This is a genomic window from Streptococcus sp. ELY_137 (assembly GCF_058314515.1).
Window position 1 is genome coordinate 1 of sequence record NZ_JBZFUL010000009.1, and the last position, 22,621, is coordinate 22,621.

The window sequence follows — 22,621 nt, forward strand, 5'->3', positions numbered from 1 at the left end:
AACACCTTATCAGCTATAGCTGATAAGAGAAATAGAATTCCTAGAAAATCTTTAAATTATCAAACCCCTTATCATGTTTTTCTGAGTCAGGTGAAACTGTCCAACTTAATTTGACAATTTAAGAAAATTAAAAATAAACCGATAGTCTTTTTTGACTACCGATGTAGAAAATATTTTTATTTGCTTTCCTTGATATACTTAGCAAGTAATGGAAAAAGAGCGAATCTATATTGAGCCTTACTTAAGCTTATGCACTAAAGTTCATCCGCGATTTTATTAATTTTTCGCAAACGGTGATTGACGCCACTTTTAGTTAGGGGGAACTCTAAATTATCAGCAATTTGTTGGATAGAATACTCTGGGTGATCGACACGAATTTGGGCAACTTGTTGTAATTCTGCTGGTAGGATATCTAAGCCAGCAGTATCCATAATTTTGATAATATTATTGATGGTTTTCATGCTAGCTGTGACCGTTCGGGTGATATTAGCTGTTTCTGCATTAGTCGTGCGGTTGAGATCATTGCGTGCTTCACGCATGACTTTTACTTCTTCGAAAGTAGCCTTAGCAGCCACTGCACCGATGACAAGTAAGAAATCCATGATATCCTCGGCTTTTTGTAGGTAGGTCACCGAACCGTTTTTATGATCAATCACCTTAGCATCTAACATAAATTTGCGCATCAATTGAGCCAAATCTTCAGCATGATCCTGATAAACAGAAAAAATTTCCAGCTGATACTTTCCCGACTCCGGATCACGAATAGAGCCGCTAGCTAGGAAAGCACCGCGAAGATAGATTCGCCCTGCCTCATCGTTTTCCAGCACACGCTGCTCAATACCAGTTTCAATCCCAAAAAAAGAATCTGCTAGCTGAAGGTCGGAGAGAATTGTTTCGACATCTTGATCTACAAAAACGGTATAAACCCGGTTTTTCTTTAGATTAGTCTTTTGATGGTAGCGAATATCGGGTTGACTGGCGTAGAGACTTTCCAATAAGGAGTAAATATGACGGGCAATCTTTGCATTCTCTGTTAGAATTGACAGCGTCAGTCCCTTGCCTGTCAGTCCCAAACTTCCTGACATCTTAATGATTGCAGATAACTGACTGCGATCAGTATCTCTTAAGGCTAGCACTTCTTCTTTAACTTGAGTCGTAAAACTCATCGTTTTCTCCTTTTTGTCAAGCGCATCAGTTCCTCCACGACTAACTCACCATGGTGGAAGGCTCCGCCATTTTCTAATCGCAGGAAGTTAGAAGAAATGACCCGCTTAACTAATTTTTGCAAACCAACAAAATCATGTTCTACCTGTACCAAATACTCATCAAATTTATTGGTATCCATATAATCTTTTGGCACCGGCTCAACATTGACAAGAACAGTATCAATAACATCAGCACCTAGATGTCGATTGAGTACAGCTACATGATCCGCATCTGTAAAGCGTTCAGTTTCTCCGTACTGGGTCATGATATTGCAGACATAAGCAACTTCAGCCGGAGTTTCAAGAAGCGCCTCCCTAATCTCAGGGATAACAAGGTTGGGCAAGATTGAGGTAAAAAGCGACCCCGGTCCTAGGACAATCATGTCACTGTCCAAAATGGTTTCAACCACCTTACGGCTGGCCCTGGGTTGCTTAGCATTGTAAGTATTAGTCACAAAAACATGATCTATCATACCATCATAGTCCGCAATGCTGGACTCTCCTACAACTTCATGGCCATCTTGAAAGACAGCATGAAGGGTTAAAGCATCCTCACTGGCTGGGTAGATTTTCCCTGTCGTATGGAAGAATTTACTGAGAATTTGCATAGCATGGTAAGTTGAACCCTGCATTTCAGAAATACCTGCAATGATTAAATTGCCCAAAGGGTGACCGGAAAGCGCACCATCATCGTCATTAAAACGATACTGGAAAATTTTCTCATAAAATTTAGGCATGTCACTCATAGCGACTAGGACATTGCGCAGATCCCCCGGTGGTGTTAGTTGCATAGCAGAACGTAATTCACCTGAGGAACCGCCATCATCTGCCACTGTTACAATAGCGGTAATATCAACATTTTCATGTCTAAGACTTTTGAGCAGAACAGGAATCCCGGTCCCACCGCCAATAACGGTTATCTTGGGTTTTCTCATGAGCGATTCACCGTTTCCTTGCGCCGATCCTTATCACGATGACTTTCATTAACTGTCCAACCTTTCTTCAACTCTTCAGCTAGTCGATGGGAAAAAGCCACACTGCGATGTTGACCGCCTGTACAACCGATGGCAATCGTCAAAACAGATTTTCCCTCTTTCTGATAGCCCGGTAAAATCGGATTGATAAGGGCCAACAAGTGACGATAGAAGTTCTCAGATTCATCATGGCTCATCACATAAGAAACCACTTCCTGATCTAAACCAGTATGATTGCGCAGTTCAGGAATATAATAAGGATTCGGTAAGAAACGAACATCAAAGACTAGGTCAGCATCAAGAGGTAAACCATATTTAAAACCAAAACTCATGACCTCAATTCGAAAAGGAGCCGCATCATTCTCTGAGGAGAACTGCTCAGCAATTGTTCTACGTAGCTGACGCGGTGTCAACTCTGTCGTGTCCACGACATTTTGACTCATGCTTTTTAAAGGAGCCAAGAGTTCCCTTTCCAGCTTAATCCCATCCATTACCCGACCAGCGGCTGCAAGGGGATGGCTGCGGCGGGTTTCTTTGTAGCGAGCAACCAGCTCGCCATCTGTAGCGTCCAAAAAAAGAATTTTAAACTGGATATTCTGATTTTTATCCAAGTCATCTAAAATTGAATTAAGTTCCTTAAAAAACAAGCGGCTGCGCATGTCAACAACAAGAGCTACCTTGTCATTTTCTTCACTTTGGCTTACAAGCTCCATAAATTTAGGTACTAAAGCCGGAGGCATATTGTCAATCGTAAAGTAGCCCATATCTTCAAACGATTGGATAGCAACGGTCTTTCCTGCACCGCTCATGCCGGTTACTATAACAAGATTAATAGGATTCGTCATCATTTTTACTCCTCTCCAGCTGGTCTTTCAGCTCATAGCTGGTTGCTTGTAAATCATCTAGCTGCTGAGTTATGGAAGCTAGCATCTCTGTCTGCAGTTTTTGCACCTCTAGCAAATCAGATTGGTCCTGCTGGACAAGGTGATCCAGCTTAGTGTGTAAAAGACGGATCCCCTCTTCTGATTTCTTATTAACATTAAAGTCGTTCTTGGCTTGCAGGCGGTCATAGTCAGATGCTCGATTCTGACTCATCATAATCAAAGGAGCCTGAATAGCTGCCAAAGTAGATAAGGCCAGATTTAATAAAATAAAGGGGTAGGCATCAAATTGAATACCTAAGGGCTTGTAAATGTTCAGAGCCATCCAAATCCCCATAAAGAGAATAAAACTGATAATAAAGGTCCAGGAACCGCCAAAACGTGCGACATCGTCAGCTATTCTCTGACCGAATGTAACCTTACGATCCAACACTTCCTGAACATCCAAGGTTTCATAATCTTTATTTTTAGTCACATCGTAGACTGTCTCACGAATGTAATCATTCTTAACCTGTGCCCGCTCGATAGTCTGGTTGAGAAAGAGGAGCCGATAATGCAGCAAATCTTTATTACTGATAAAAGCCGTATCCTCTAAATGTGGATGGTCACGTTTCAATAAATTTTTTAAGCGGTGATCAATTTCCGATAAAAAGACCCCTTCGGTAAGGCGATAGGGTTGATGATTTAGAGCGTCAAAGATAAGTTCATCTTCTGGCATATAGAGACCTTCTTTCTATTCCATATTATAGCATAAATAACCAAGCAGCCAAAATAGAGGAGGGCTCTTCTTATAAGCAGTAAGACGCTTAAAATGCCCCCAAATAGCAGTAGTCATACTTATACTATACTACTCTTGTCCAGCCTCTTTTTAAAATGGCAAAAAGCTCTGAACAAAGTTAAAATAAACAGTTAACAAAGGGGCCCAAGTCTGGAAGGACAGATTGAGTTATACTTGTACTTCAAAGCCCTCACTTATAAAGCCCCCGAACTTAACGACGGAAACGAGGTTAAAATATTATTCAAACCAAAAAAGAAAAAGAGATCTCACTTTTTGACATCTCAATCTCTTGTTATCTACGCCTACTTTAAGTAAGCAATTACTTCAATTTCAACCTTGACATCTTTAGGCAGACGAGCAACCTCGACGGCTGAACGCGCAGGGAATTCTTCTTTGAAGGCCGTTGCATAAACTTCGTTAAAAGGCACAAAATCATTCATGTCACTTAGGAAGCAAGTGGTCTTAACTACATGGTCAAAATCAGTACCTGCCTCAGCCAAGATGGCTTTAATATTATTAAGTACCTGCTGGGTCTGTTCCCGAATGGTCGTCCCTAAAACTTCTCCTGTCTCTGGTGACAAGGGTACTTGACCAGAAGCAAACAGGAACTCTCCAGCTTGCTTAGCCTGTACATAGGGGCCGATAGCTGCTGGTGCTTTATCAGTATGGAAAGTTTTCATGGTTGTTTTCTCCTTATATTAAGATACAGAAAGGATTCGCGGATCAAGCAAAATAGGAGCTTCGACCAAGGCGTTTGTGTCTAGAAAGAAGCTATTTTTTTGCATCATCCGCCAAGAGCACAGAGGCATTATCAGTTATTGGATAAGTGCTGCCCTAGCTGATTTACCTCATGAATAGCTTGGGCAAATTGTTCTGAATCAAATGGTGTATTTTTATATTCATTGGTGGTAACTGCCACTTCTACAATTTTCGGAATATCATCCTCAGTTAATCCCAATTCTTTCAAGGTTATCGGCAAGCCCAAGCTCCTGTTAAATCTAGCGACACGTTCTAGCTCTTCTTGCTCTTGATAGTAAGCATGCAGAACCAAAACACCATAGGATATGACTACTCCATGTAGGTATTCTCCTGAACGTTTGATTGCCGTAGTCCCATTATAAAAGGCATGGGCATGGCAAGAATTATAATAGAAATCTGGCTGATTAACTAAGTTGGAGGCATAACCAGTTGAAACAACAATATCTAGTGCAATTTCTTCGATTGCTTTAGAAGGTCGGTTATGCTTGACATCTTCCATACCAGCCTCGCCGTAGCGGTAAAAAGCATCTTTAGAGGACAGAGCCACAGCTTGGCCCAAGCTAGCTGTATGGGGAAGATCTACTAGGCCCCTGTTCTTAGCTTCTGCTACAGCATGCTCGACTTCAGGTGCTTTTGAAATACCATCACCGATACCAGCCCAGAAATATTTTTCAGGCGCATTAGCAATCACTCTGGTATTAATAAAGATATGCAAGGGGGAATCAGGATAGCCATAGCGCAAAAGTGAGTGATCATCCTTATAAACTACGGCAATAGCAGTTCCAGCAGAACAGTTAGAACAAATAGTCGGAAAGGTAAAGGTCGGTTTATCCAACTCTTTTGCTACCATCTTGGCTGTATCGAGTGCCTTACCACCACCAAAACCAAAGATAGCATCAGCCTTTTGGACATCCGGAGTCGCCACTAACTTATCAATATTAGTTTGCGTTGAATCCTTGCCGTAAACAAAACTGCCCTTTACCTCAACCTCAGCTGCTTCCAAAATGACACGAACCTCTGACTCTGTGGCTCCCAAAGCTCTTTTTCCTCCAATGAGGACCACACTTTTGACACCGTAAGGTTTTAGTACCTCAGGAATCTCCTTATAGCAGTCTTCACCATAGCTGTAATTAGCCATTACATTTGTTGTCATTACGCTTCCTCCTAAAATTAGGTGGTCATCGTCTATTTTTGGGCGGTGACAATATGAACATAAAGGGAGGCTAGCCTGACTGACCAGACACCACTTTATCGCTGTACCATTTATTATAGCAAAGTTTTCAGAAGATTGAAACGAAAGTCTAAATAAAACCCCTCTAAAATCAGAGTTTAGAACTCTAACTTTAGAGGGAGAATAATTGATAGCAGTAAGCATAATAACCTTAAGGTTTAATGCGGTGCAACATACGTGGGAAGGGGATGGCTTCACGAATGTGCTTAGTACCTGCGACGAAAGTTACCATGCGTTCTAAGCCAAGTCCAAACCCACAGTGAGGGACTGACCCGTATTTACGAAGGTCAAGATAGAAGTCGTAATCTTCTGGATTAAGTCCTTCTTCTTCAATCTTGGCCATAAGTTTATCGTAATCTGTTTCACGCTCGGACCCGCCAATGATTTCACCATAACCTTCTGGTGCTAGGAGGTCCGCACAGAGCACGCGCTCTGGGTTGTCAGGAACCGGCTTCATGTAGAAAGCTTTGAAACTTGCTGGATAATTGACAACAAAGGTCGGGACTCCAAAGTAATTTGAAATCCATGTTTCATGCGGAGAACCAAAGTCATCACCATGCTCAAGATGGTCGTAATCCACTCCTTCATCATTTTCATGAGCCTGAAGTAAATCAATAGCATCATCGTAAGACACGCGTTTGAATGGCTCAGTGACATAGCGTTTAAGAGCTTCAACATCACGATCCAAGATTTCAAGCGCTTGTGGTGCGCGCTCCAAGACGCCCTGGATCAAAGCTTTGACATAAGCTTCCTGCAAATCAAGTGATTCATCATGACTCAAGAAGGGATATTCTGCGTCCATCATCCAGAATTCCGTCAAGTGGCGACGCGTTTTAGACTTTTCAGCACGGAAAACGGGACCAAAATCATACACACGGCCAAGCGCCATAGCACCCGCTTCAAGATAGAGCTGACCTGACTGACTCAAGAAAGCAGGGGAACCAAAGTAATCCGTCTCAAAAAGTTCAGTAGTATTTTCGGCAGCATTTCCTGAAAGAATAGGGCTGTCAAATTTGATAAAGCCATTCTTATCAAAGAATTCTGTTGAGGCCATCAGGATGGCATTACGAATTTGCATAATCGCCATTTGTTTACGCGAGCGCAGCCAAAGATGGCGGTTATCCATCAAAAAGTCTGTCCCATGTTCCTTTGGTGTGATTGGATAATCATTTGATTCACCGATAATCTCAACATCGGTGATATCCAGTTCATAGCCAAATTTTGAACGTTCATCTTCTTTAACGATACCGGTCACATAGATAGACGTTTCCTGATTAAGATGACGAATGGTGTTAAATTTTTCTGTTCCTTCTTCTTCACCATATTTTTCGATGAAGTTAGGTTTGAAGGCAACCCCTTGGAAGAAGGCAGAGCCGTCGCGCAATTGAAGGAAGGCAATTTTCCCCTTTCCAGACTTATTGGCAACCCAGCTGCCGATGGTAACTTCTTCACCCACATAGTCTTTTACTTGACTGATCGTAACACGTTTTGTTGACATGTAATTCTTTTCCCTTTTCTAATTTATTCGTTTTTCTAGCAAACAGCCTAAATTATATCCGTCAGGATTATTAAAAAGGCTACTTTGCGGTCCGGATAGTAGCACTTACAGATACTAGAACCCCATATTCTAAACTCTCACTTTCAAGCTTACCTGCTGACTGCTACCAATTATTTCTCCATAAATGCCTTGATACGTTGAACGGCCTCTTTGAGGGTATCCAAATCGGTAGCGTAGCTGAGTCGAACATTTTCGGGGGCTCCAAATCCGGCTCCTGTTACTAAAGCAACGCCTGTATCTTCTAGAATTGCTGTAGTGAACTCGGTCACATCCGTAAAGCCCTTGAGCTTCATGGCTTCCTTAACATTTGGAAAGAAGTAGAAAGCACCTTGTGGTTTTACCGTCTTAAAGCCTGGGATTTCTTCTAGAAGAGGATAGATCGTATTTAACCTCTCTTCAAAGGCCTGACGCATGATTTCAACGCTGGTTTGATCGCCAGCGAAAGCTTCAATAGCAGCATACTGGGCTACTGTTGTTAAATTAGAAGTGGTTTGGCCAATAATCTTGCTCATAGCTGCAATAATATCAGCCTGTCCAACCGCAAATCCAACACGCCATCCCGTCATAGCATAAGATTTAGCAACTCCATTAATAACGATGGTTTGCTGACGGATAGTATCTGATAAGGTTGAAATCGGTGTGAATTCTGCACCATTATAGACCAAGCGGCCATAAATATCATCCGATAGAATTAGAATATCATGCGCTACAGCCCAATCACCAATTGTCCGCAATTCTTCTGCGGTGTAAATCATTCCTGTAGGATTCGATGGAGAATTCAGCAGGAAAACCTTGGTTTTATCAGTTCTAGCAGCCTCTAGCTGTTCAACAGTTACCTTAAAGTTGTTTTCTTCCTTCGTTTGTACGAAGACGGGAAGTCCTTGCGCTGCTTCGATTTGATCGGCATAAGACACCCAGTAAGGTGCTGGAATAATGACCTCATCCCCAGGATTGATAACTGCCATAAAGAAAGCATATAGAACATATTTAGCTCCAGTTCCTGCGACAATCTGATTGCGCTCAACAGAATAGCCATAAAAACGTTTCATATAGCTGTTGATGGCATCTTTTAACTCCGGAAGACCAGATGCCAGCGTATAAAAGGAAGCTCGGCCGCTTTTAATTGCCTCAATAGCAGCATTCTGAATGTTTTTTGGTGTAGTGAAATCAGGTTCTCCCAAGGTCAGGCTCAGGATGTTTTTTCCTTGCGCCTGCAGTTCTTTAGCCTTAGCGCCAGCTGCTTGGGTCACGCTTTCTTTCATCTCTAATACTCGCTTTGATAAATAGGTCATAGTCCCTCCTTCTTGACCAGATCACCTGTTTCAAAATTTACTAAATAGTAAGCACCGTCGGCTCGAACTTCCCAGATAGGAACCCCTTCTGCCATACCAAAAGTGGTTTTCTGGATCTTACGGGCACCTTCTTTTTTAGCAGTGTTTTGGGCTTGCTCAGCCTTAATGCCTTGATTGGCCCTGTAGACATAGACCTGCCCCTGATGCTTCTTATTGATGGTTACCATAATGGTCTCACCACCTTGGTTCTTACCAAAAACAGTGTAAAAAACTTCTCTGCCATTGTACTGGTTAAAATCTGAAACCGAAGCGAAGTCCGCATATTCTTTAGCCGTTTGAATCGCCTGACTTCTAGCATCTTGATTGGGCTTTAGAGCTGCCTTAAAGAAAAAGAAGATACCGACCGCTACTAAAACCAGCAATCCTAAAACACCAAACAAATAACGCCAAAAATGCTTAATTTTCAGCCTTTTCATGCCACCATCCCTTTTATACATTGATAGTCTTTATTATATCAAATATTTCTGAAAAATTGCGCCATTTCTGCCAATATTTCCTGAAAATTTTGCTCTTTTAAAGGTAACTGCTGCATCAAAGCATCAGCAATAAGAGAACCATAGTGCTTCGTTTTAATTCGACTATCTAAAATGAGGACAGCTGAACGCTGAGACTGCCTGCGCTTACTGCGGCCGATAGCCTGCTTGAGCCGCAAGATAGTCACCGGTAGGCTGTAATCATAAAAAGGATGACGACCGTTTAAGGTCAACTGGCGATTAAGTTTTTTTGTAAAGGGGTCTTGTGGATTATCAAAAGGTAAGCGGGTAATGACCTCAATCAGTTTATCTTGATTAGCAAAATCAACTCCTTCCCAGAAAGAGCCTGTGCCCAGCAAAACGTTACTCTCCCCCTTATCGAAACGGCGCTTAATATTAGCAGCTAAGCCATTCTTATATTGGCAGAGATGGGGAAGATGTTTATTATCAAGAATTTCTGATACATCAAACATGGCTTTTTTAGCATTGAAAAGTACTAATATGGGCTGTCCAAGCTGTTTTAGGTCGGTGATTCTATCAGCCAATAGCTGAGCATAATCTTGGGCAGACAGGCTGGGAATATCGGGCATGGTCGTGTCTAGCCAGATAGCTTGATTGTCCTCCTGCTTATAGGAAATGCGAGCAAAGTCAAACTTTTCATATCCCAGCAAATTAGGTAGAGAAACCCGCCGACTAATATCCAATGTAGCCGATACAAAATAGGTTTTTAGGGTCTGAGGCAAAAGATCCCTGAAGTTCACAAAATCAAGACGAGCACTATTAAGCAGGGTCTGACGGTGCTCTTGCGACCAATCTTGGCTGAGCCAGAAATCCGAAAAATCCGATGCGAAAGCACTTTTGAGTTCTGCTAGCTCAGCTGCTTCGATTTCCGCTAGATCCTGTCTAATTTTTTCAACCTGATGCTTGGCAACAGCTGTACGGTGATTTTGATAAAATTGAATATTTAAATTAGACAGCTCAAACTGCAAACTTTCTAAAAGCCGCTGCTGGACATGAGGATGAGGATGCTCCAGAAGGGTATGCAATTTTTTCATCACAGTATTGAGATTGATTTGCCTACGGGAAAACTGCTCCAAATTCAAGAATAGTTTTTGCGCTTCGTCGATCACTAAAATCTTGTCTTTAACAAAATCCTTGTCATCTTCAACACGAGTTAGAAAATAAGCATGGTTTGTAATAATAACATGTGAGGTCTGAGCCCTCTTATACGAACGCAGCCAAAAATCAACATCCCAAAAAGGGGATTTTTTACTAAGTTTACCATCGTGCTGAATGCGATCAAAATAGGCTTCAAAACGCTGCTTCTGCTTGATTTCATCCAAATCCCCAGTATGGGTCTGCGTCAACCAAACCAAAAGCTGCATTTTATAGCGGTTAACTAGCCGATTGCTGTCTGCCTCGGCTAGACTCCGATCAAAATTGTCTAGCTTAATGTAATTTTGCGGACTTTTCAAGCTATGAATATTGATATGAAAGACGTGCGCCAGCTGCCTACCTTCCTGCGACATGATTTGATCCTGTAAAATTTTTGTCGGTACAGTCACAATCAGTTTTTCCTCAGTGCCTTTAGCTAAGAGGGGCAGCAAATAGCCATAAGTCTTTCCGATACCTGCCTGAGCTTGAATAAATAAAGGACCTTCTTGTTCAAAATGCTGACTAATCTTATCAGCAAAGCCGAGCTGCTCTTTTCTCTCTTCTAAATCTAACAGCGCCAAGTTGGTCGCAAAGTCAGCAGAAAGACGCCTTTCCTTCAGAAAGGGAGACTCCCTGCGTATGACTAAATTTTGAACTTCAACAAAGTCCCTTGACAAATGGGTAGACATTCTTGAGAAAACATCATCAATGGCTAAACGTGTTTCAAAAAGTAAGTGATCAGCAAAATCTAAGATACGCTCAACAGTTAAACGCGGTAAACCAGCAATTTTCTCTTGGGTGGCTAAAAACAACTGTGCTGTTGCATAGGCATCTGCCAGAGCAGTATGAGCATGTTCCAGAGTTAGATTCAAATGATCGGCCAAGTCCGTCAAACGATAGCGCTCTAGGGTAGGATAAAAAACTTGAGTCAACTCGACTGTGTCCACCCGCGGAGTTCGTAATTCATAGCCTTCTAAAAAAAGCTGCTCTGCCAACAAGTTGGCATCGAATTTAACATTGTGGGCGACAAAGATACAGTCCTGAATTAGCTCGTAAATATCCCCTGCCACTTGCGAAAAATCTGGTGCCTGAGACAACTGCTGGTCAGTAATTCCCGTTAACTCTACAATATGCTCATTCAAAGGTTCGTGCGGATTGACATCCGTTTCATAGGTCTGGACAATTTGGCCCTGATCAATAATGACAATACCAACCTGAATAATCTGGGCAGCTGCGGAAGCGCTAGTCGCTTCCAAATCAACAACTGCATATTTTCGTCCCTTATTCGTTTGTGTCATAACCCTTTCATTATAGCACGAATAAACTGGAGACAAAAGTCATAGTTTAAAACAGTGAAAGGTGCTGCCCCTTAGATAAGGAACTATCAGTTAAAAACTAGTGCCCAAATAAAAAAGCCCAGACCGTTTAGATATGACAAACTGGGCTTTCAAAATGCCAATCGAACTGAAAGGCTGGTCAGTGACGACAACTTCACTACCTTGGACTTTAATCCTTAACAATGACCTCCATACCTAAATTGGCCAAATGTTCCAAACTACCTAAGTTTATAACCTGCGTATACCCTTGACCTTCAAGGTAATTCTTAGCTCGTTCAGCTCTTGCACCAGATCCACAATACAGCAAGATTGTCTGGCCGCTCTCACCAAAATCATACCGGCTTAATCTGTCCACTGGTCGTAGCTGACTTCCAGCAATATGACTGTGCTCGTACTCTTCTGCGTTTCTCACATCAACCAGAAGAGCACCTTGGGCTAACTTTTCAAAAATATTCAAAGTAATTCCTCACTTCTAACTCTTTTTCCCTATTATATAAAAAGAGTCTGGGACAAAAGTCCAGACCCGTTAGCATTATCCTAGATTTACCAGATCGACGCAGCGGTTGGGAGTAAGACTTGTTGGCTATGCCAAGAAGTCTTACCCCTGCACAGTTCATTAGGTGCTTTAGCACCAATGAACCACTGCTGATTGGCGGTCCTTATCTTGGGGCGCTTCCCTATCTTTAGGCGACCCTTTAAACAGTCTACTGGACTGTTTAATTCCCACCTAAGTGATAGCTCCAACAGTTTGGGGAACTGTTGGATGTTATCTAATGTGATGAACACGGTTCATCTTATCTCCAACCTCAAAAGGTCTCCCAGACCTTATGTGATGAACACGGTTCATCTTATCTCCAACCTCAAAAGGTCTCCCAGACCTTATGTGATGAACACGATTCATCTTATCTCCAACCTCAAAAGGTCTCCCAGACCTTATGTGATGAACACGGTTCATCTTATCTCCAACCTCAAAAGGTCTCCCAGACCTTTTGAGCTATGCGGAGGTGGGTTAAAAAGGTCTACTAGACCTTTTTAATTGAGAAATAAAGCTTGTAAAGCAAGTGTCAAAATGCTCCACTGGAGTTTGGCAGTCTGGGGATAGACTGCCAAAGCCTGCCACCTAAAAACAGGAAAGCGACAGAGACCTGAGCCTTAAAATAAGAGAGCAAGGAAAATCAAAACCGTGATTTTTCTCACGGTTTACTGATTTTTATCCCACTCTCTTGAACTAATCAATTAGTGGAACTGCATACCGCCATCAACAATAATGGTCTGACCTGTAACATAGTCAGAATCTGGACCTGCGAGAAAGGCTACAGCATTAGCTACATCTTCTGGTTCAGATAGACGCTTGAGAGTAATATCCTTGGCAAAGGTCTGCATCCCCCACTCGTCATCTTTACCAGCATTTTTACCAACTTCATGGGCAATATCGTACATCATCGGTGTTTTTACGATGCCTGGTGCATAAGCATTGACTGTAATACCATCATCAGCCAAGTCACGCGCCAAAGTTTGGGTAATCCCACGTACCGCAAACTTTGTTCCGCCATAAATCGTTAGGTTAGGGTTACCAACAACACCTGCTTGTGAGGTCGCATTAATAATTTTACCACCGTGACCAAGTGTTTTAAAGACTTTTTGAGCTGCTTGACTGCCCCAGATAACACCTCCAACGTTGATTGCGAAGGTCCGCTCGAATTGCTCTGGTGTGATAGTATCCAGAGGCGTTGTCGGAGCAACACCCGCATTGTTGACAACGACATTCAGATCACCAAAATGCTCAACAACCTTATCAAAAGCTGCTGCCACTTGATCCTGCTTAGATACATCTGCGACAACAGCAAGTGCCGTGTCAGGTGACAATTGCTCAACAGCCGCTTGAGCAGTTTCTTCATTATAGTCAAGGATAGCAATTTTAAATCCATCTTGGTGCAAGCGCTTAGCGATGGCAAAACCAATACCTTGACCAGCTCCGGTAACAATAGCAACTTTAGACATAAAACAACCTCCAAAAATTTTATGGGTTTATTATATCTTTTTCCATCTTTATTGACAAGAAAAGGCTTACAATTTTAAGAATTTTTAACATTTTATTTATAATTTAAAAAATTTTAATCTTTTTTAGATGATGCTGTTTTATGCTATAATAAGAACAATTATGAGACAGAGGAAAACAATGAAGCGAACGAAACTCAACAATTACTATCTGGAAATGGAAGAACATTACCTGCATGTCCCTTACTATGATGAAGAGCGCCGTATTCGAGTGCTTCTTCCCAAAGATTATGCCAAGGAAGACTGGGCCAGCTACCCCGTACTCTACATGCATGACGGCCAAAATATTTTTTACAGCAAGGAATCCTTCTCCGGTTACTCCTGGAAAATCATCCCCACCATCAAAAATCACAAGGAATTACCCAAGGTCATTGTTGTGGGAATTGACAATGCTGAGGGCAACCGTCTGAACGAATACGCACCATGGATGACAGATGTCGGTACCACGCCTGAAACCGCCAGTGTCGGCGGGGATGGAATGGCTTACGGAGACTGGCTAGTCAACACTGTTAAACCTTTTATCGATAAAACCTATCGTACCAAATCAGACCCTGAGCATACTTTGTTAGCTGGCTCATCCATGGGCGGTATTATTACTGCTTATATGGGAGCAGCCTATCCGAACGTTTTTGGTGGTTTGGGAGTCTTCTCACTGGCTTCTTGGTTCAGCGAACGTGATTTTTTGCGTTACTGCAATAGTCACCCACTGAAAAAGGATACCAAGGTCTATATTCAGGTGGGCACCAAGGAAGGCGATGAGGTTGATGAACAGTTTGCTCCAAATATGAATCAAGCCTATATCGACTGCAGCCTCCACTACTATCAGTCTCTGCTTAAATCAGGAACGCCTATGGAGCAGATTCAGCTAAGAGTTATGGCCAATGAAATCCACCACGAGAAATACTGGGCAGACCATTTCCTTGAATTTTTACAGTTTACCCTGAAAGAGTAAATTGAGATATCTAAAAATTGAGACATCATTATTTAGTCCCAATTTTTTATTTATCCATCATAAAAGCAAGCAGATTTTCCTCTTTCGGGTACCAGTTCTGCTTGCTTTTTATGTTTTCTAGTAATGTTGACTTAAATCCGTCCTTCGGCCTCTAGACGAGCCAAGAAATAAGGAATCTGCTGACGCCACCACTCCCAATCATGGGCGACATCATTGCCCCAGTAATCAAACCAAGCTGGGATTGATTTGGCCGCAAAAGCTTCTTCCAAGCGTCTAGTATCCGCAATATGAGGACCTTCCCAGGCTCCCTGACCGACAGCGACTACAAAAGCATTTTGCCGATAGCGATCCAAGAACCAGCTATCTTCCTGATTCCAAAGGTAATCGATAGGCGAATTGTAGTAAACCGTCGGATCACCATGATATTCACCTGTGAAGAAACGGGCATCATAAACACCTGATTGAGCAATGGCGACATCAAACAGATCCGGATGACGCAGGGCAAAATTGATGGTATGAAAGGCTCCCATAGAACAGCCGGTTGCTATCATGCCCCCTTGCCAGTCAGACTCATAGCGGATCAGGGGAACCAACTCATTGACAATATAACGGTCGTAGGCCTCATGAGCCAAGGCCATATCATGACCTGATTTTCCTGGGGCTAACCAAGATTCCTTGTCCAAGGAATCTGGGGTATAAAATTTTACCAAACCGCGATCGATAAAATCTTTGCAAGCCTCAATCATGCCAAAATCAGCATACTCATTCTGACTACCACCAGATGACGGAAAAACCACCACAGGCTTACCGGCATGGCCATAAACATTAAAATACATCTCGCGGCCGAGCTCCCCCGACCACTGACTTCTTCTTTCAAACTGCATATATTAAGTTACCAAATACGACCACAAAAGCTTTAGGCAATTAAACTTGGAAAATCGTCTAGTTTACAACTACTATTCCCATCTAATTGCCAGCCTCACAGGACGAAATCTTCCTTTCAAATAATAATGACAACAAGTATACAGCAAGGACAGGCTTATTCACTGCTGCTGTCTGTTATGACTTGCGCTTTCTATACTGATTTTTCAACTCACTTAAGATTCTTTGGCTTGGGCATAGGAGACCAAATCGCGTAACTCGTCCATCGTCTCAGTCCTAGCTAGAATACCGACTTCCCCCATAATCTGGGCGAAGATACCAGGAACAGACTGGGTCAGGATAATCTGTTCACCAAAGTGCTGATGAATATCTTCTAAACTATGGACATAATGGCGATTGGCCTTGCGTGAAATGTAGACAACATTATAACGATGCTGAATATCAGCTGTAAACTGATTGTCTCTAACGACCTTGGCATACTGATCAAAGATATCAAAATCATCAGCGTAGTTCCACATATCGATTGTCAAACCGCCTGGCGGACGGCAGTTAATTTCCAAAGCCATGAGTTCTTTGGTTTTTTTAACACGGAAAAACTCAAAGTGGAAAAAACGCTCCTTGACATTGAAGGCTTGAACGCATTTTTTACCAAGCTCAATTAATTCAGGTGAAAATTCTCTGGGAACATAGTAGAACATATCACTATCGTGATCCAAGGTCTCAAGAACGGCTTCCTTATATTCTAGACCAGAATAGAAGACGATATTGCCATCGTGGTCGGTTAAGCCATCAAAAGTGATAATGTCACCATCGATAAATTCTTCCATAATATACTCGACACCAGCTGTCTTATACCCAAAGAACCCTTCTAATTCCTGATCGGACTTGATCTTATAAGTGTCAGAGGCACCGACACCAGAGTTGGGTTTAATAATGACAGGAAAGCCTAATTTTTGGGCGAGCTGACGTGCCTGATCATCGGTATGGAAGACATCGCCCTGAGCCACCTTAATACTAGACTTACGGAAAATTTCTTTCATTTGGCGTTTGGTTTTAATGGCCAGCATATCCTCAGTTTTATAGCCGAAAACATTAAAATCCGTCCGCAGCTTGGCATCTAACTCCAACCAATATTCGTTGTGAGATTCAATGCGGTCAATCCGTCCGTATTTATGGGCAAAATAGGCTACTGCACGGTAAACCTGATCATAGTCTTCCATATTATCCACACGGTAATATTCCGTCAGAGAGGCTTTCAAGCCATCGGACAAGTCATCATAGGGGGTATCCGCAATCCCTAAAGTATTGAATCCATTAGCCTGCAAACGATGGGCAAAGGGTTCAAAATTTGTAGGAAAATGAGGAGAGATCATTACAAAATTCATTTTTCTATCCATAGCTAATCCTCTTTTTATTTTTACCCCTCTAGTCTATCACATTTCTGGGTATAATTCTATGGAGATGACAAAATTTTCTGATTATTCACTCGCCCTCTCAACCCTAGTAACGAAAACAGTCTTAAGTAATTTTATTTACTAGAGTTTGCAGTATCCTCATGCCTTGGGGCACAGTGGGAAATAATGAATTTGGGCTTAAAACCAGACGCAAACAGCTACTTATTAGAGTTCTAAGCTTTAGAGTAGTGAGGCCATTTGGAGCTATGACTAACTGCCCCTTCTCTTTTTCACCTTCAGGCAGCTAACCTTATTTTTAGAGCTTGCCTTTTCTTTAGATTGAGACTTAATTTATCAGGGGGTTTGCCTTTTAATTTTAAAAAGAGGAGCAATTTGTTAAACTAAGGGTATGGAAATTTATAAAGTACTTAATGATGTTGCGCTTGAAAATACCTATATTCTGGAAAATGAACAGGCGGTTCTAGTAATTGACCCCGGTAGTAACAGCCAGGCGATTATCACAAAATTGGCCAGTATCGCTAAACCAGTGAGTGCTATTCTCCTGACCCATGCCCATTACGACCATATTATGAGCGTAGATATCGTACGCGTCCACTTTCAGGAGCCACCAGTCTATATTTCTGAGGAGGAGGCCGACTGGCTAGATAGTCCTATAGACAATCTCTCGGGTCTGCCACGACACGGTGATATGGAAGATGTTACAGCCAGACCAGCTGATCGATTCTTTCAATTCGACCATTCCTACGATTTAGATGGTTTTAACTTCTCGGTTGTCCCGACACCCGGCCACTCTTGGGGCAGCGTCTCACTAATCTTCAAGACTGATGAGGTTGTTTTTTCGGGCGACGCCCTTTTCTGCGAAAGCATTGGTCGGACTGATCTTCCGACTGGCAATCGCCAGCAGCTCCTTGACTCCATCCGCAAAGAACTCTTTACGCTGCCTAACCACTACCAAGTTTATCCCGGCCACGGCTTTGATACCACTATTGGCCATGAAAAAACCTTCAATCCATTTTTTAAGGACTAAAATATTAGATAAAACAAAGTGGTTTAAGGTAATCTTACAAAATTGAAGTTTAACCCTGACAAAAACGAATGAATCCGATGGCCTATTGGCTTTCAGGCTCATTCGTTTTTAATTTCTCCTAGTCTCACTGTCCTTGGTACATTAGGATTTCCTTTCTTGAATATAGTCAATCAAATCCAAGGGCAAATCATAGCGTAAAAAAGGTGTAATCAAATAAATTCCATTAAAATACTCTAAAGCGTGGTCAATTAATTTCTTGCTTTCTGCCATGGCAACTGCTTGCAGGCTGCCTTATCATCCTTAGGACTACCGTTCGTTAAGGGAGTATGCTGCTTCCCCAATTTCTAGGTGGCGCTCTAAAGTAGGGTTTTCTCAGGACGGTTCAGCCTATTAAGATGTCGACCTGACTTGATTTTCTTTGCTAGATATTAAAAATTTCAGTTGGGGCATTAAAAAACACCCCCAAACTTTAGCTCCAAGAAGCTGCCTTAGTCATGGGTGTGTTTCTAAACATTATATAGCTTTCTTATCTTGCCCTGTCATACGTTGAACTGCTTTAACAATTTCAACGATAACAATCATTAACAGACTGCCAGTCACTACAGCCAACCACTGAGTTAAGCTGAGGTGGGAAACGTGGAAAAGTTTATTGAATCCTGGTACAACGATGGTTACCATCAGCAATAAGAAGGCTACTGGGATAGCCCAGTTGAACGTCTTATTCCTAAATGGTCCAACTGTAAAGAGAGATTGGTAGACAGACTTAACGTTAAAGGCATGGACAAGCTGGATTAAGCCAAGAGTAGCAAATGCCATAGTAAGCGCATCTGCATGAATATCATGATTGCTTGTATGCTCTGGGAAAATAAGGGCCCAGGCATAAACACCGAGAACGAGGAGGGTTTGTAGGACACCCTGATAGAGAATGGCTCCCATCACACCACCATCAAAGAAGTTTGATTGTCGGCCGCGCGGTTTATGGGTCATGACACCAGGCTCAGCAGGCTCAACACCAAGAGCGATAGCTGGTAGAGTATCTGTTACCAAGTTAATCCAGAGAAGATGAACCGGCTGCAATACATCCCAGCCAAAGAGGGTGGCAAAGAAGATCGTAAAGACTTCAGCCATGTTGGCAGAGAGCAGATATTGGATAGACTTCTGAATATTGGAGAAGACCTTACGTCCTTCTTCAACTGCAACGATAATAGTTGCGAAGTTGTCATCGGCCAGCACCATATCTGATGCTCCTTTGGACACTTCTGTACCTGTAATTCCCATACCGATACCGATATCTGCTGTTTTGAGAGAAGGAGCATCATTAACACCGTCACCCGTCATCGCAACGACCTTACCTTCGTTTTGCCAAGCTTTGACAATGCGCACTTTATGCTCTGGCGATACACGTGCATAGACAGAATACTGTTTGAAGACTTTTTGGAATTCTTCATCAGACAATTCATCCAACTCAGCGCCAGTAAAGACATGGTCCTCGTGGTCATTTTCATTGATAATTCCGAGTCGTTTGGCAATGGCTTCAGCCGTATCCTGATGATCACCCGTAATCATAATTGGACGGATACCAGCTTCTTTGGCGACTGCTACTGCTTGTGCTGCTTCTGGACGCTCAGGGTCAATCATGCCGACCAAGCCTGAGAAAACAAGGTCAGCCTCTACTATCTCTGTCTCAAGTGTTGGCACTTCAGATACATACTTGTAGGCCATCATAAGAACACGCAGAGCTTGCTTTGCAAGTTCTTTATTAGTTGTTAAGATAGCCTCCTTATCTGCATCGGTAATTGGGCGAACAGTACCGTTTTCTTCAATTTGCGTGACACGCTTGAGCAACTGGTCTGGTGCCCCCTTAACGGCCACAAAATAACGGCCATCTTCCTGCTTATGAATAGTTGACATGAGCTTGCGCTCTGAGTCAAATGGTAATTCTGCGACACGCGGCTCTGCATTTAAGACGTCGCGAACATCAAAATTGTGATCAAAACCAAACTGCACAAGGGCGGTTTCTGTCGGATCGCCAATAAGTTTGCCTGCTGGATCAACCTTGGTATCATTAGCAAAGTTCATAATACGCAAAGTATTGTTGTCTGCTGCAATATCTGCTGCTGAACTTTGAAGCTGGCCGTTAGTGTAAAGCTTTTCAACGGTCATCTGATTCATGGTCAGAGTACCCGTTTTATCTGAGGCAATGATCTCAGTGGAACCCAATGTTTCAACGGCTGGCAGCTTACGCACAATTGAGTTGCGTTTAGCTAGAGTTGTTGTCCCTAGGGACAAAACAATGGTAACGATAGCTGGCAGTCCTTCTGGAATTGCTGCTACTGCTAAGGCTACTGCTGTCATCAAGCTATTGAGCGGCGGTTCTTTTCTAAAGAAGACATCAACGATAAAAGTGATAATAGCAATGACGACAATAAGATAGGTAAGGGCTTTGGACAGCTGTGTGAGACTTTGCTTGAGCGGTGTCTCTGTTTCATCAGCATTTGCCAGCATATCGGCGATTTTCCCAACTTCCGTATACATACCAGTATTTGTGACAACACCCAAACCGCGGCCATAGGTTACATTAGAGTTCTGATAGGCCATATTGAGACGATCACCAATACCAGCATCCTCTGCAACATCTGCTTCTAAGTCTTTATCAACAGGGACAGATTCCCCTGTCAAGGCCGCCTCCTCAATTTTTAGTGAGGCTGCTTCCAGAAGACGCATATCCGCAGGGACAACGTCACCCGCTTCTAAAAGCACAATATCCCCTGGAACCAGTTCCTTAGAATCAATTTCAACGATATGGCCATCACGACGGACACGCGCCAAAGGACTGGACATATCTTTGAGGGCTTCAATAGCGGCTTCCGCTTGACCTTCTTGATAAACACCAAAAGCAGCGTTGAGGATAACAACAGCTAAAATGATCAAGGCGTCAGTCAAGCCGTGCATACCTTCAGTAATAACAGACAGAGCTGCTGCAATCAAGAGGATAATAATCATTAAATCCTTGAACTGATCAAGGAATTTAGCCAAAAGGCCTCGTTTTTCACCTTCGTCAAGTTCATTACGACCATACTCAGACAAGCGCTGCTGCGCCTGACTATTAGACAGTCCCTCTTTGGAACTGTCTAGTTCTTTTAAAACATCATCGCTTGTCTGGACATGGTAGGGGGCTTTTAATTGTTCTTTTGCCAATTTTTTTCACTCCTTTTGGTCTCTCTCATAATAATCAATAATATAAAAGAGACCTGTTTTTTAAAACAAGTCTCGCCGTTTAAGTCTGTGCCGGAAATTTCTTTCGTAATGACGACACTGACACGATTCTAACCAGCCTGTTCCTTAGAATCGTCTGCTACTCCCTTGATATGTTAATCATTATAGCAAAACTTTAACTACTTCTCAATACCTTGACCCGAAGTCGGATTATAGATACCATCTGTTTCTCTTTTTTCTCCAAATAGATCGGCAACTGAAAACCGCACATATTTGATACAAAGCCTATTTTTGTAGGCGTAGACCAAATGAAGCAGGCCATCCTTAGTTTGGTAAAGAGTAGGGTATTCATATTGGGCGTTATTAGTTTTATTTTCCTCTCCAATGAACCCTTCGGCTGCTTCAAAGACACGGCCGATAGGCCAAGTTTTACCAAGGTCTTCTGAGACGGAAACTGCTACTGGATTGCGAAGGCCCGGCCAAGCAACCTTACCAAATTCCGGATGACGGGTAGCATTAACATTGTAAGCCAGAGCAATCTCACCCGACTGGAGCTTAATAGCGCTGATACTGGCATTATTGTTAGGCAGAACAGTCCTTTGTGGTACGCTCCATGTATCACCAAAATCGTAAGACTCACTGATATAAATATTATCTGCAAAACGGCTGCGCATGAAGGCCAGCAAATATCCTGGCTCTGCTTCAATGATATTAGCGTGTACCCGACCATTGCTTTCCGGCATCCGCACCCGCGTCCAAGTTTGTCCAGCATCATCAGACACACGAAATTCTGTAGGGTCATTGGTTAGGCCTTCCGCTGAATCCTCACACAGCCAAGTGGCAAAAATCCAGCGGCCATTGCTCAAAATCTGAATGGCTTGACGCGAGAAGGTTCCTTCCTCTGGAAAAAGAACCTCTGGCTCTCCCCATGTCTGACCTTCGTCGCTTGATTTTTGAACCATGATCACAGAGGTAAACTGCATGTTATCTTTACCTTCCTGACGGCTGAGCTGAGAAGTATAGATTAGCCAGATTTGACCATCTGGTGCCCGGAAAAAGGCAGGGTTTTGCTCGCTTCGGTCTTTACCCTTGGAAACAATTGTAGCTTCAGACCAAATCTGGCTGTTGGGATTAAGTTTTGAAACAGCAATGGAAATGTCACCGCTGCCTTCAAATGAACCTGCAAACCAAGCACATAATAGCCCCCCATCGCGCGTCTCAATTAAAGCTGGAGCGTGTGCTGTTGCCTTGCCACCTCTTGGGATTAAACCAAAGTCAACATTTAGAAATTCATCTCGATAAACTACACCGTTGGGTTCAGAAACTCGTACACTTGGTAATGTTAGCTCCATACCATTGCCTCCAATC

19 protein-coding genes and 1 pseudogene are annotated in these 22,621 nt (G+C 42.7%); 3 read left to right on the top strand and 17 right to left on the bottom strand.

Annotated elements, in window-relative coordinates; genetic code table 11:
* A pseudogene (locus AC4HAO_RS07375) lies at positions 1 to 114 on the top strand (IS30 family transposase); the annotation flags it as partial.
* A 140-nt stretch (positions 115 to 254) separates the two neighbouring features.
* Here the strand turns inward: AC4HAO_RS07375 and whiA are convergent.
* From whiA to AC4HAO_RS07435, 12 genes are all read right to left on the bottom strand, one after another.
* On the bottom strand, positions 255 to 1,166 hold the full coding sequence (gene whiA, locus AC4HAO_RS07380; protein WP_491093258.1) for a DNA-binding protein WhiA: 912 nt from the start codon (positions 1,164 to 1,166) through the stop codon (positions 255 to 257).
* The gene (locus tag AC4HAO_RS07385) at positions 1,163 to 2,140 is read right to left on the bottom strand and encodes a YvcK family protein (RefSeq protein WP_447452028.1); all 978 of its coding nucleotides are present in this window, start codon (positions 2,138 to 2,140) and stop codon (positions 1,163 to 1,165) included. The genes whiA and AC4HAO_RS07385 overlap by 4 nt, the downstream gene beginning before the upstream one ends.
* A complete protein-coding gene (gene rapZ / locus AC4HAO_RS07390) occupies positions 2,137 to 3,024 on the bottom strand; it encodes an RNase adapter RapZ (RefSeq protein ID WP_491093262.1) in 888 nt (295 codons plus the stop codon). The genes AC4HAO_RS07385 and rapZ overlap by 4 nt, the downstream gene beginning before the upstream one ends.
* A complete protein-coding gene (locus tag AC4HAO_RS07395) occupies positions 3,008 to 3,778 on the bottom strand; it encodes a DUF1003 domain-containing protein (RefSeq protein WP_491093256.1) in 771 nt (256 codons plus the stop codon). Before AC4HAO_RS07395 ends, rapZ begins: the two co-directional genes overlap by 17 nt.
* A 362-nt stretch (positions 3,779 to 4,140) precedes the next feature.
* On the bottom strand, positions 4,141 to 4,518 hold the full coding sequence (locus AC4HAO_RS07400; RefSeq protein WP_447452026.1) for a RidA family protein: 378 nt from the start codon (positions 4,516 to 4,518) through the stop codon (positions 4,141 to 4,143).
* Positions 4,519 to 4,649: 131 nt separating this feature from the next.
* On the bottom strand, positions 4,650 to 5,750 hold the full coding sequence (locus AC4HAO_RS07405; RefSeq protein WP_491134998.1) for an iron-containing alcohol dehydrogenase family protein: 1,101 nt from the start codon (positions 5,748 to 5,750) through the stop codon (positions 4,650 to 4,652).
* Positions 5,751 to 5,979: 229 nt separating this feature from the next.
* Complete coding sequence (asnS, locus tag AC4HAO_RS07410; protein ID WP_491134999.1) at positions 5,980 to 7,326, bottom strand: asparagine--tRNA ligase; 1,347 nt, start codon at positions 7,324 to 7,326, stop codon at positions 5,980 to 5,982.
* A 170-nt stretch (positions 7,327 to 7,496) separates the two neighbouring features.
* Positions 7,497 to 8,678, bottom strand: a complete 1,182-nt coding sequence (locus AC4HAO_RS07415; protein ID WP_491093252.1) for a pyridoxal phosphate-dependent aminotransferase — start codon at positions 8,676 to 8,678, stop codon at positions 7,497 to 7,499.
* A complete protein-coding gene (locus AC4HAO_RS07420; RefSeq protein WP_491135000.1) occupies positions 8,675 to 9,154 on the bottom strand; it encodes a cell wall elongation regulator TseB-like domain-containing protein in 480 nt (159 codons plus the stop codon). Before AC4HAO_RS07420 ends, AC4HAO_RS07415 begins: the two co-directional genes overlap by 4 nt.
* Positions 9,155 to 9,192: 38 nt before the next feature.
* Complete coding sequence (locus AC4HAO_RS07425; RefSeq protein WP_491135001.1) at positions 9,193 to 11,664, bottom strand: bifunctional DnaQ family exonuclease/ATP-dependent helicase; 2,472 nt, start codon at positions 11,662 to 11,664, stop codon at positions 9,193 to 9,195.
* Between the two features lie 208 nt (positions 11,665 to 11,872).
* Positions 11,873 to 12,160 carry a rhodanese-like domain-containing protein gene (locus tag AC4HAO_RS07430; RefSeq protein ID WP_491093249.1) on the bottom strand — a complete coding sequence of 96 codons (288 nt, stop codon included), beginning with the start codon at positions 12,158 to 12,160 and terminating at the stop codon, positions 11,873 to 11,875.
* Between the two features lie 779 nt (positions 12,161 to 12,939).
* Entirely contained in the window at positions 12,940 to 13,704 is a 765-nt protein-coding gene (locus AC4HAO_RS07435) for a (S)-acetoin forming diacetyl reductase (RefSeq protein ID WP_447452010.1), read from the bottom strand.
* Between the two features lie 178 nt (positions 13,705 to 13,882).
* Between AC4HAO_RS07435 and AC4HAO_RS07440 the strand changes: the two genes are divergently transcribed.
* Positions 13,883 to 14,713: an alpha/beta hydrolase gene (locus tag AC4HAO_RS07440; protein WP_447452009.1), complete on the top strand. Its 831-nt coding sequence runs from the start codon at positions 13,883 to 13,885 to the stop codon at positions 14,711 to 14,713.
* A 131-nt stretch (positions 14,714 to 14,844) separates the two neighbouring features.
* On the opposite strand, the gene AC4HAO_RS07445 is transcribed toward AC4HAO_RS07440, so the two are convergent.
* Together AC4HAO_RS07445 and AC4HAO_RS07450 are read right to left on the bottom strand one after the other, a co-directional pair.
* Positions 14,845 to 15,597 (bottom strand): esterase family protein, encoded by a 753-nt coding sequence (locus AC4HAO_RS07445; protein WP_491093248.1) that lies wholly within the window; start codon positions 15,595 to 15,597, stop codon positions 14,845 to 14,847.
* Between the two features lie 213 nt (positions 15,598 to 15,810).
* The gene (locus AC4HAO_RS07450; protein ID WP_491093247.1) at positions 15,811 to 16,992 is read right to left on the bottom strand and encodes an ATP-grasp domain-containing protein; all 1,182 of its coding nucleotides are present in this window, start codon (positions 16,990 to 16,992) and stop codon (positions 15,811 to 15,813) included.
* A 406-nt stretch (positions 16,993 to 17,398) separates the two neighbouring features.
* Between AC4HAO_RS07450 and AC4HAO_RS07455 the strand changes: the two genes are divergently transcribed.
* Positions 17,399 to 18,037, top strand: a complete 639-nt coding sequence (locus AC4HAO_RS07455; protein WP_491135002.1) for an MBL fold metallo-hydrolase — start codon at positions 17,399 to 17,401, stop codon at positions 18,035 to 18,037.
* A 141-nt stretch (positions 18,038 to 18,178) separates the two neighbouring features.
* Here AC4HAO_RS07455 and AC4HAO_RS07460 read toward each other — a convergent pair whose 3' ends face one another.
* From AC4HAO_RS07460 to AC4HAO_RS07470, 3 genes are all read right to left on the bottom strand, one after another.
* On the bottom strand, positions 18,179 to 18,307 hold the full coding sequence (locus AC4HAO_RS07460) for a hypothetical protein (protein ID WP_491093263.1): 129 nt from the start codon (positions 18,305 to 18,307) through the stop codon (positions 18,179 to 18,181).
* Between the two features lie 243 nt (positions 18,308 to 18,550).
* Positions 18,551 to 21,235: a cation-translocating P-type ATPase gene (locus AC4HAO_RS07465; protein WP_491135003.1), complete on the bottom strand. Its 2,685-nt coding sequence runs from the start codon at positions 21,233 to 21,235 to the stop codon at positions 18,551 to 18,553.
* 197 nt (positions 21,236 to 21,432) lie between these two features.
* Positions 21,433 to 22,605 (bottom strand): sialidase family protein, encoded by a 1,173-nt coding sequence (locus AC4HAO_RS07470; RefSeq protein ID WP_491135004.1) that lies wholly within the window; start codon positions 22,603 to 22,605, stop codon positions 21,433 to 21,435.
* Positions 22,606 to 22,621 lie beyond the last annotated feature (16 nt).

Excerpts from the sequence above, each read along its gene's own strand:
- whiA (WP_491093258.1), bottom strand. The coding sequence starts at position 1,166 with ATGAGTTTTACGACTCAAGTTAAAGAAGAAGTGCTAGCCTTAAGAGAT.
- AC4HAO_RS07385 (WP_447452028.1), bottom strand. The coding sequence starts at position 2,140 with ATGAGAAAACCCAAGATAACCGTTATTGGCGGTGGGACCGGGATTCCT.
- rapZ (WP_491093262.1), bottom strand. The coding sequence starts at position 3,024 with ATGACGAATCCTATTAATCTTGTTATAGTAACCGGCATGAGCGGTGCA.
- AC4HAO_RS07395 (WP_491093256.1), bottom strand. The coding sequence starts at position 3,778 with ATGCCAGAAGATGAACTTATCTTTGACGCTCTAAATCATCAACCCTAT.
- AC4HAO_RS07400 (WP_447452026.1), bottom strand. The coding sequence starts at position 4,518 with ATGAAAACTTTCCATACTGATAAAGCACCAGCAGCTATCGGCCCCTAT.
- AC4HAO_RS07405 (WP_491134998.1), bottom strand. The coding sequence starts at position 5,750 with ATGACAACAAATGTAATGGCTAATTACAGCTATGGTGAAGACTGCTAT.
- asnS (WP_491134999.1), bottom strand. The coding sequence starts at position 7,326 with ATGTCAACAAAACGTGTTACGATCAGTCAAGTAAAAGACTATGTGGGT.
- AC4HAO_RS07415 (WP_491093252.1), bottom strand. The coding sequence starts at position 8,678 with ATGACCTATTTATCAAAGCGAGTATTAGAGATGAAAGAAAGCGTGACC.
- AC4HAO_RS07420 (WP_491135000.1), bottom strand. The coding sequence starts at position 9,154 with ATGAAAAGGCTGAAAATTAAGCATTTTTGGCGTTATTTGTTTGGTGTT.
- AC4HAO_RS07425 (WP_491135001.1), bottom strand. The coding sequence starts at position 11,664 with ATGACACAAACGAATAAGGGACGAAAATATGCAGTTGTTGATTTGGAA.
- AC4HAO_RS07435 (WP_447452010.1), bottom strand. The coding sequence starts at position 13,704 with ATGTCTAAAGTTGCTATTGTTACCGGAGCTGGTCAAGGTATTGGTTTT.
- AC4HAO_RS07440 (WP_447452009.1), top strand. The coding sequence starts at position 13,883 with ATGAAGCGAACGAAACTCAACAATTACTATCTGGAAATGGAAGAACAT.
- AC4HAO_RS07445 (WP_491093248.1), bottom strand. The coding sequence starts at position 15,597 with ATGCAGTTTGAAAGAAGAAGTCAGTGGTCGGGGGAGCTCGGCCGCGAG.
- AC4HAO_RS07450 (WP_491093247.1), bottom strand. The coding sequence starts at position 16,992 with ATGGATAGAAAAATGAATTTTGTAATGATCTCTCCTCATTTTCCTACA.
- AC4HAO_RS07455 (WP_491135002.1), top strand. The coding sequence starts at position 17,399 with ATGGAAATTTATAAAGTACTTAATGATGTTGCGCTTGAAAATACCTAT.
- AC4HAO_RS07460 (WP_491093263.1), bottom strand. The coding sequence starts at position 18,307 with ATGGCAGAAAGCAAGAAATTAATTGACCACGCTTTAGAGTATTTTAAT.
- AC4HAO_RS07470 (WP_491135004.1), bottom strand. The coding sequence starts at position 22,605 with ATGGAGCTAACATTACCAAGTGTACGAGTTTCTGAACCCAACGGTGTA.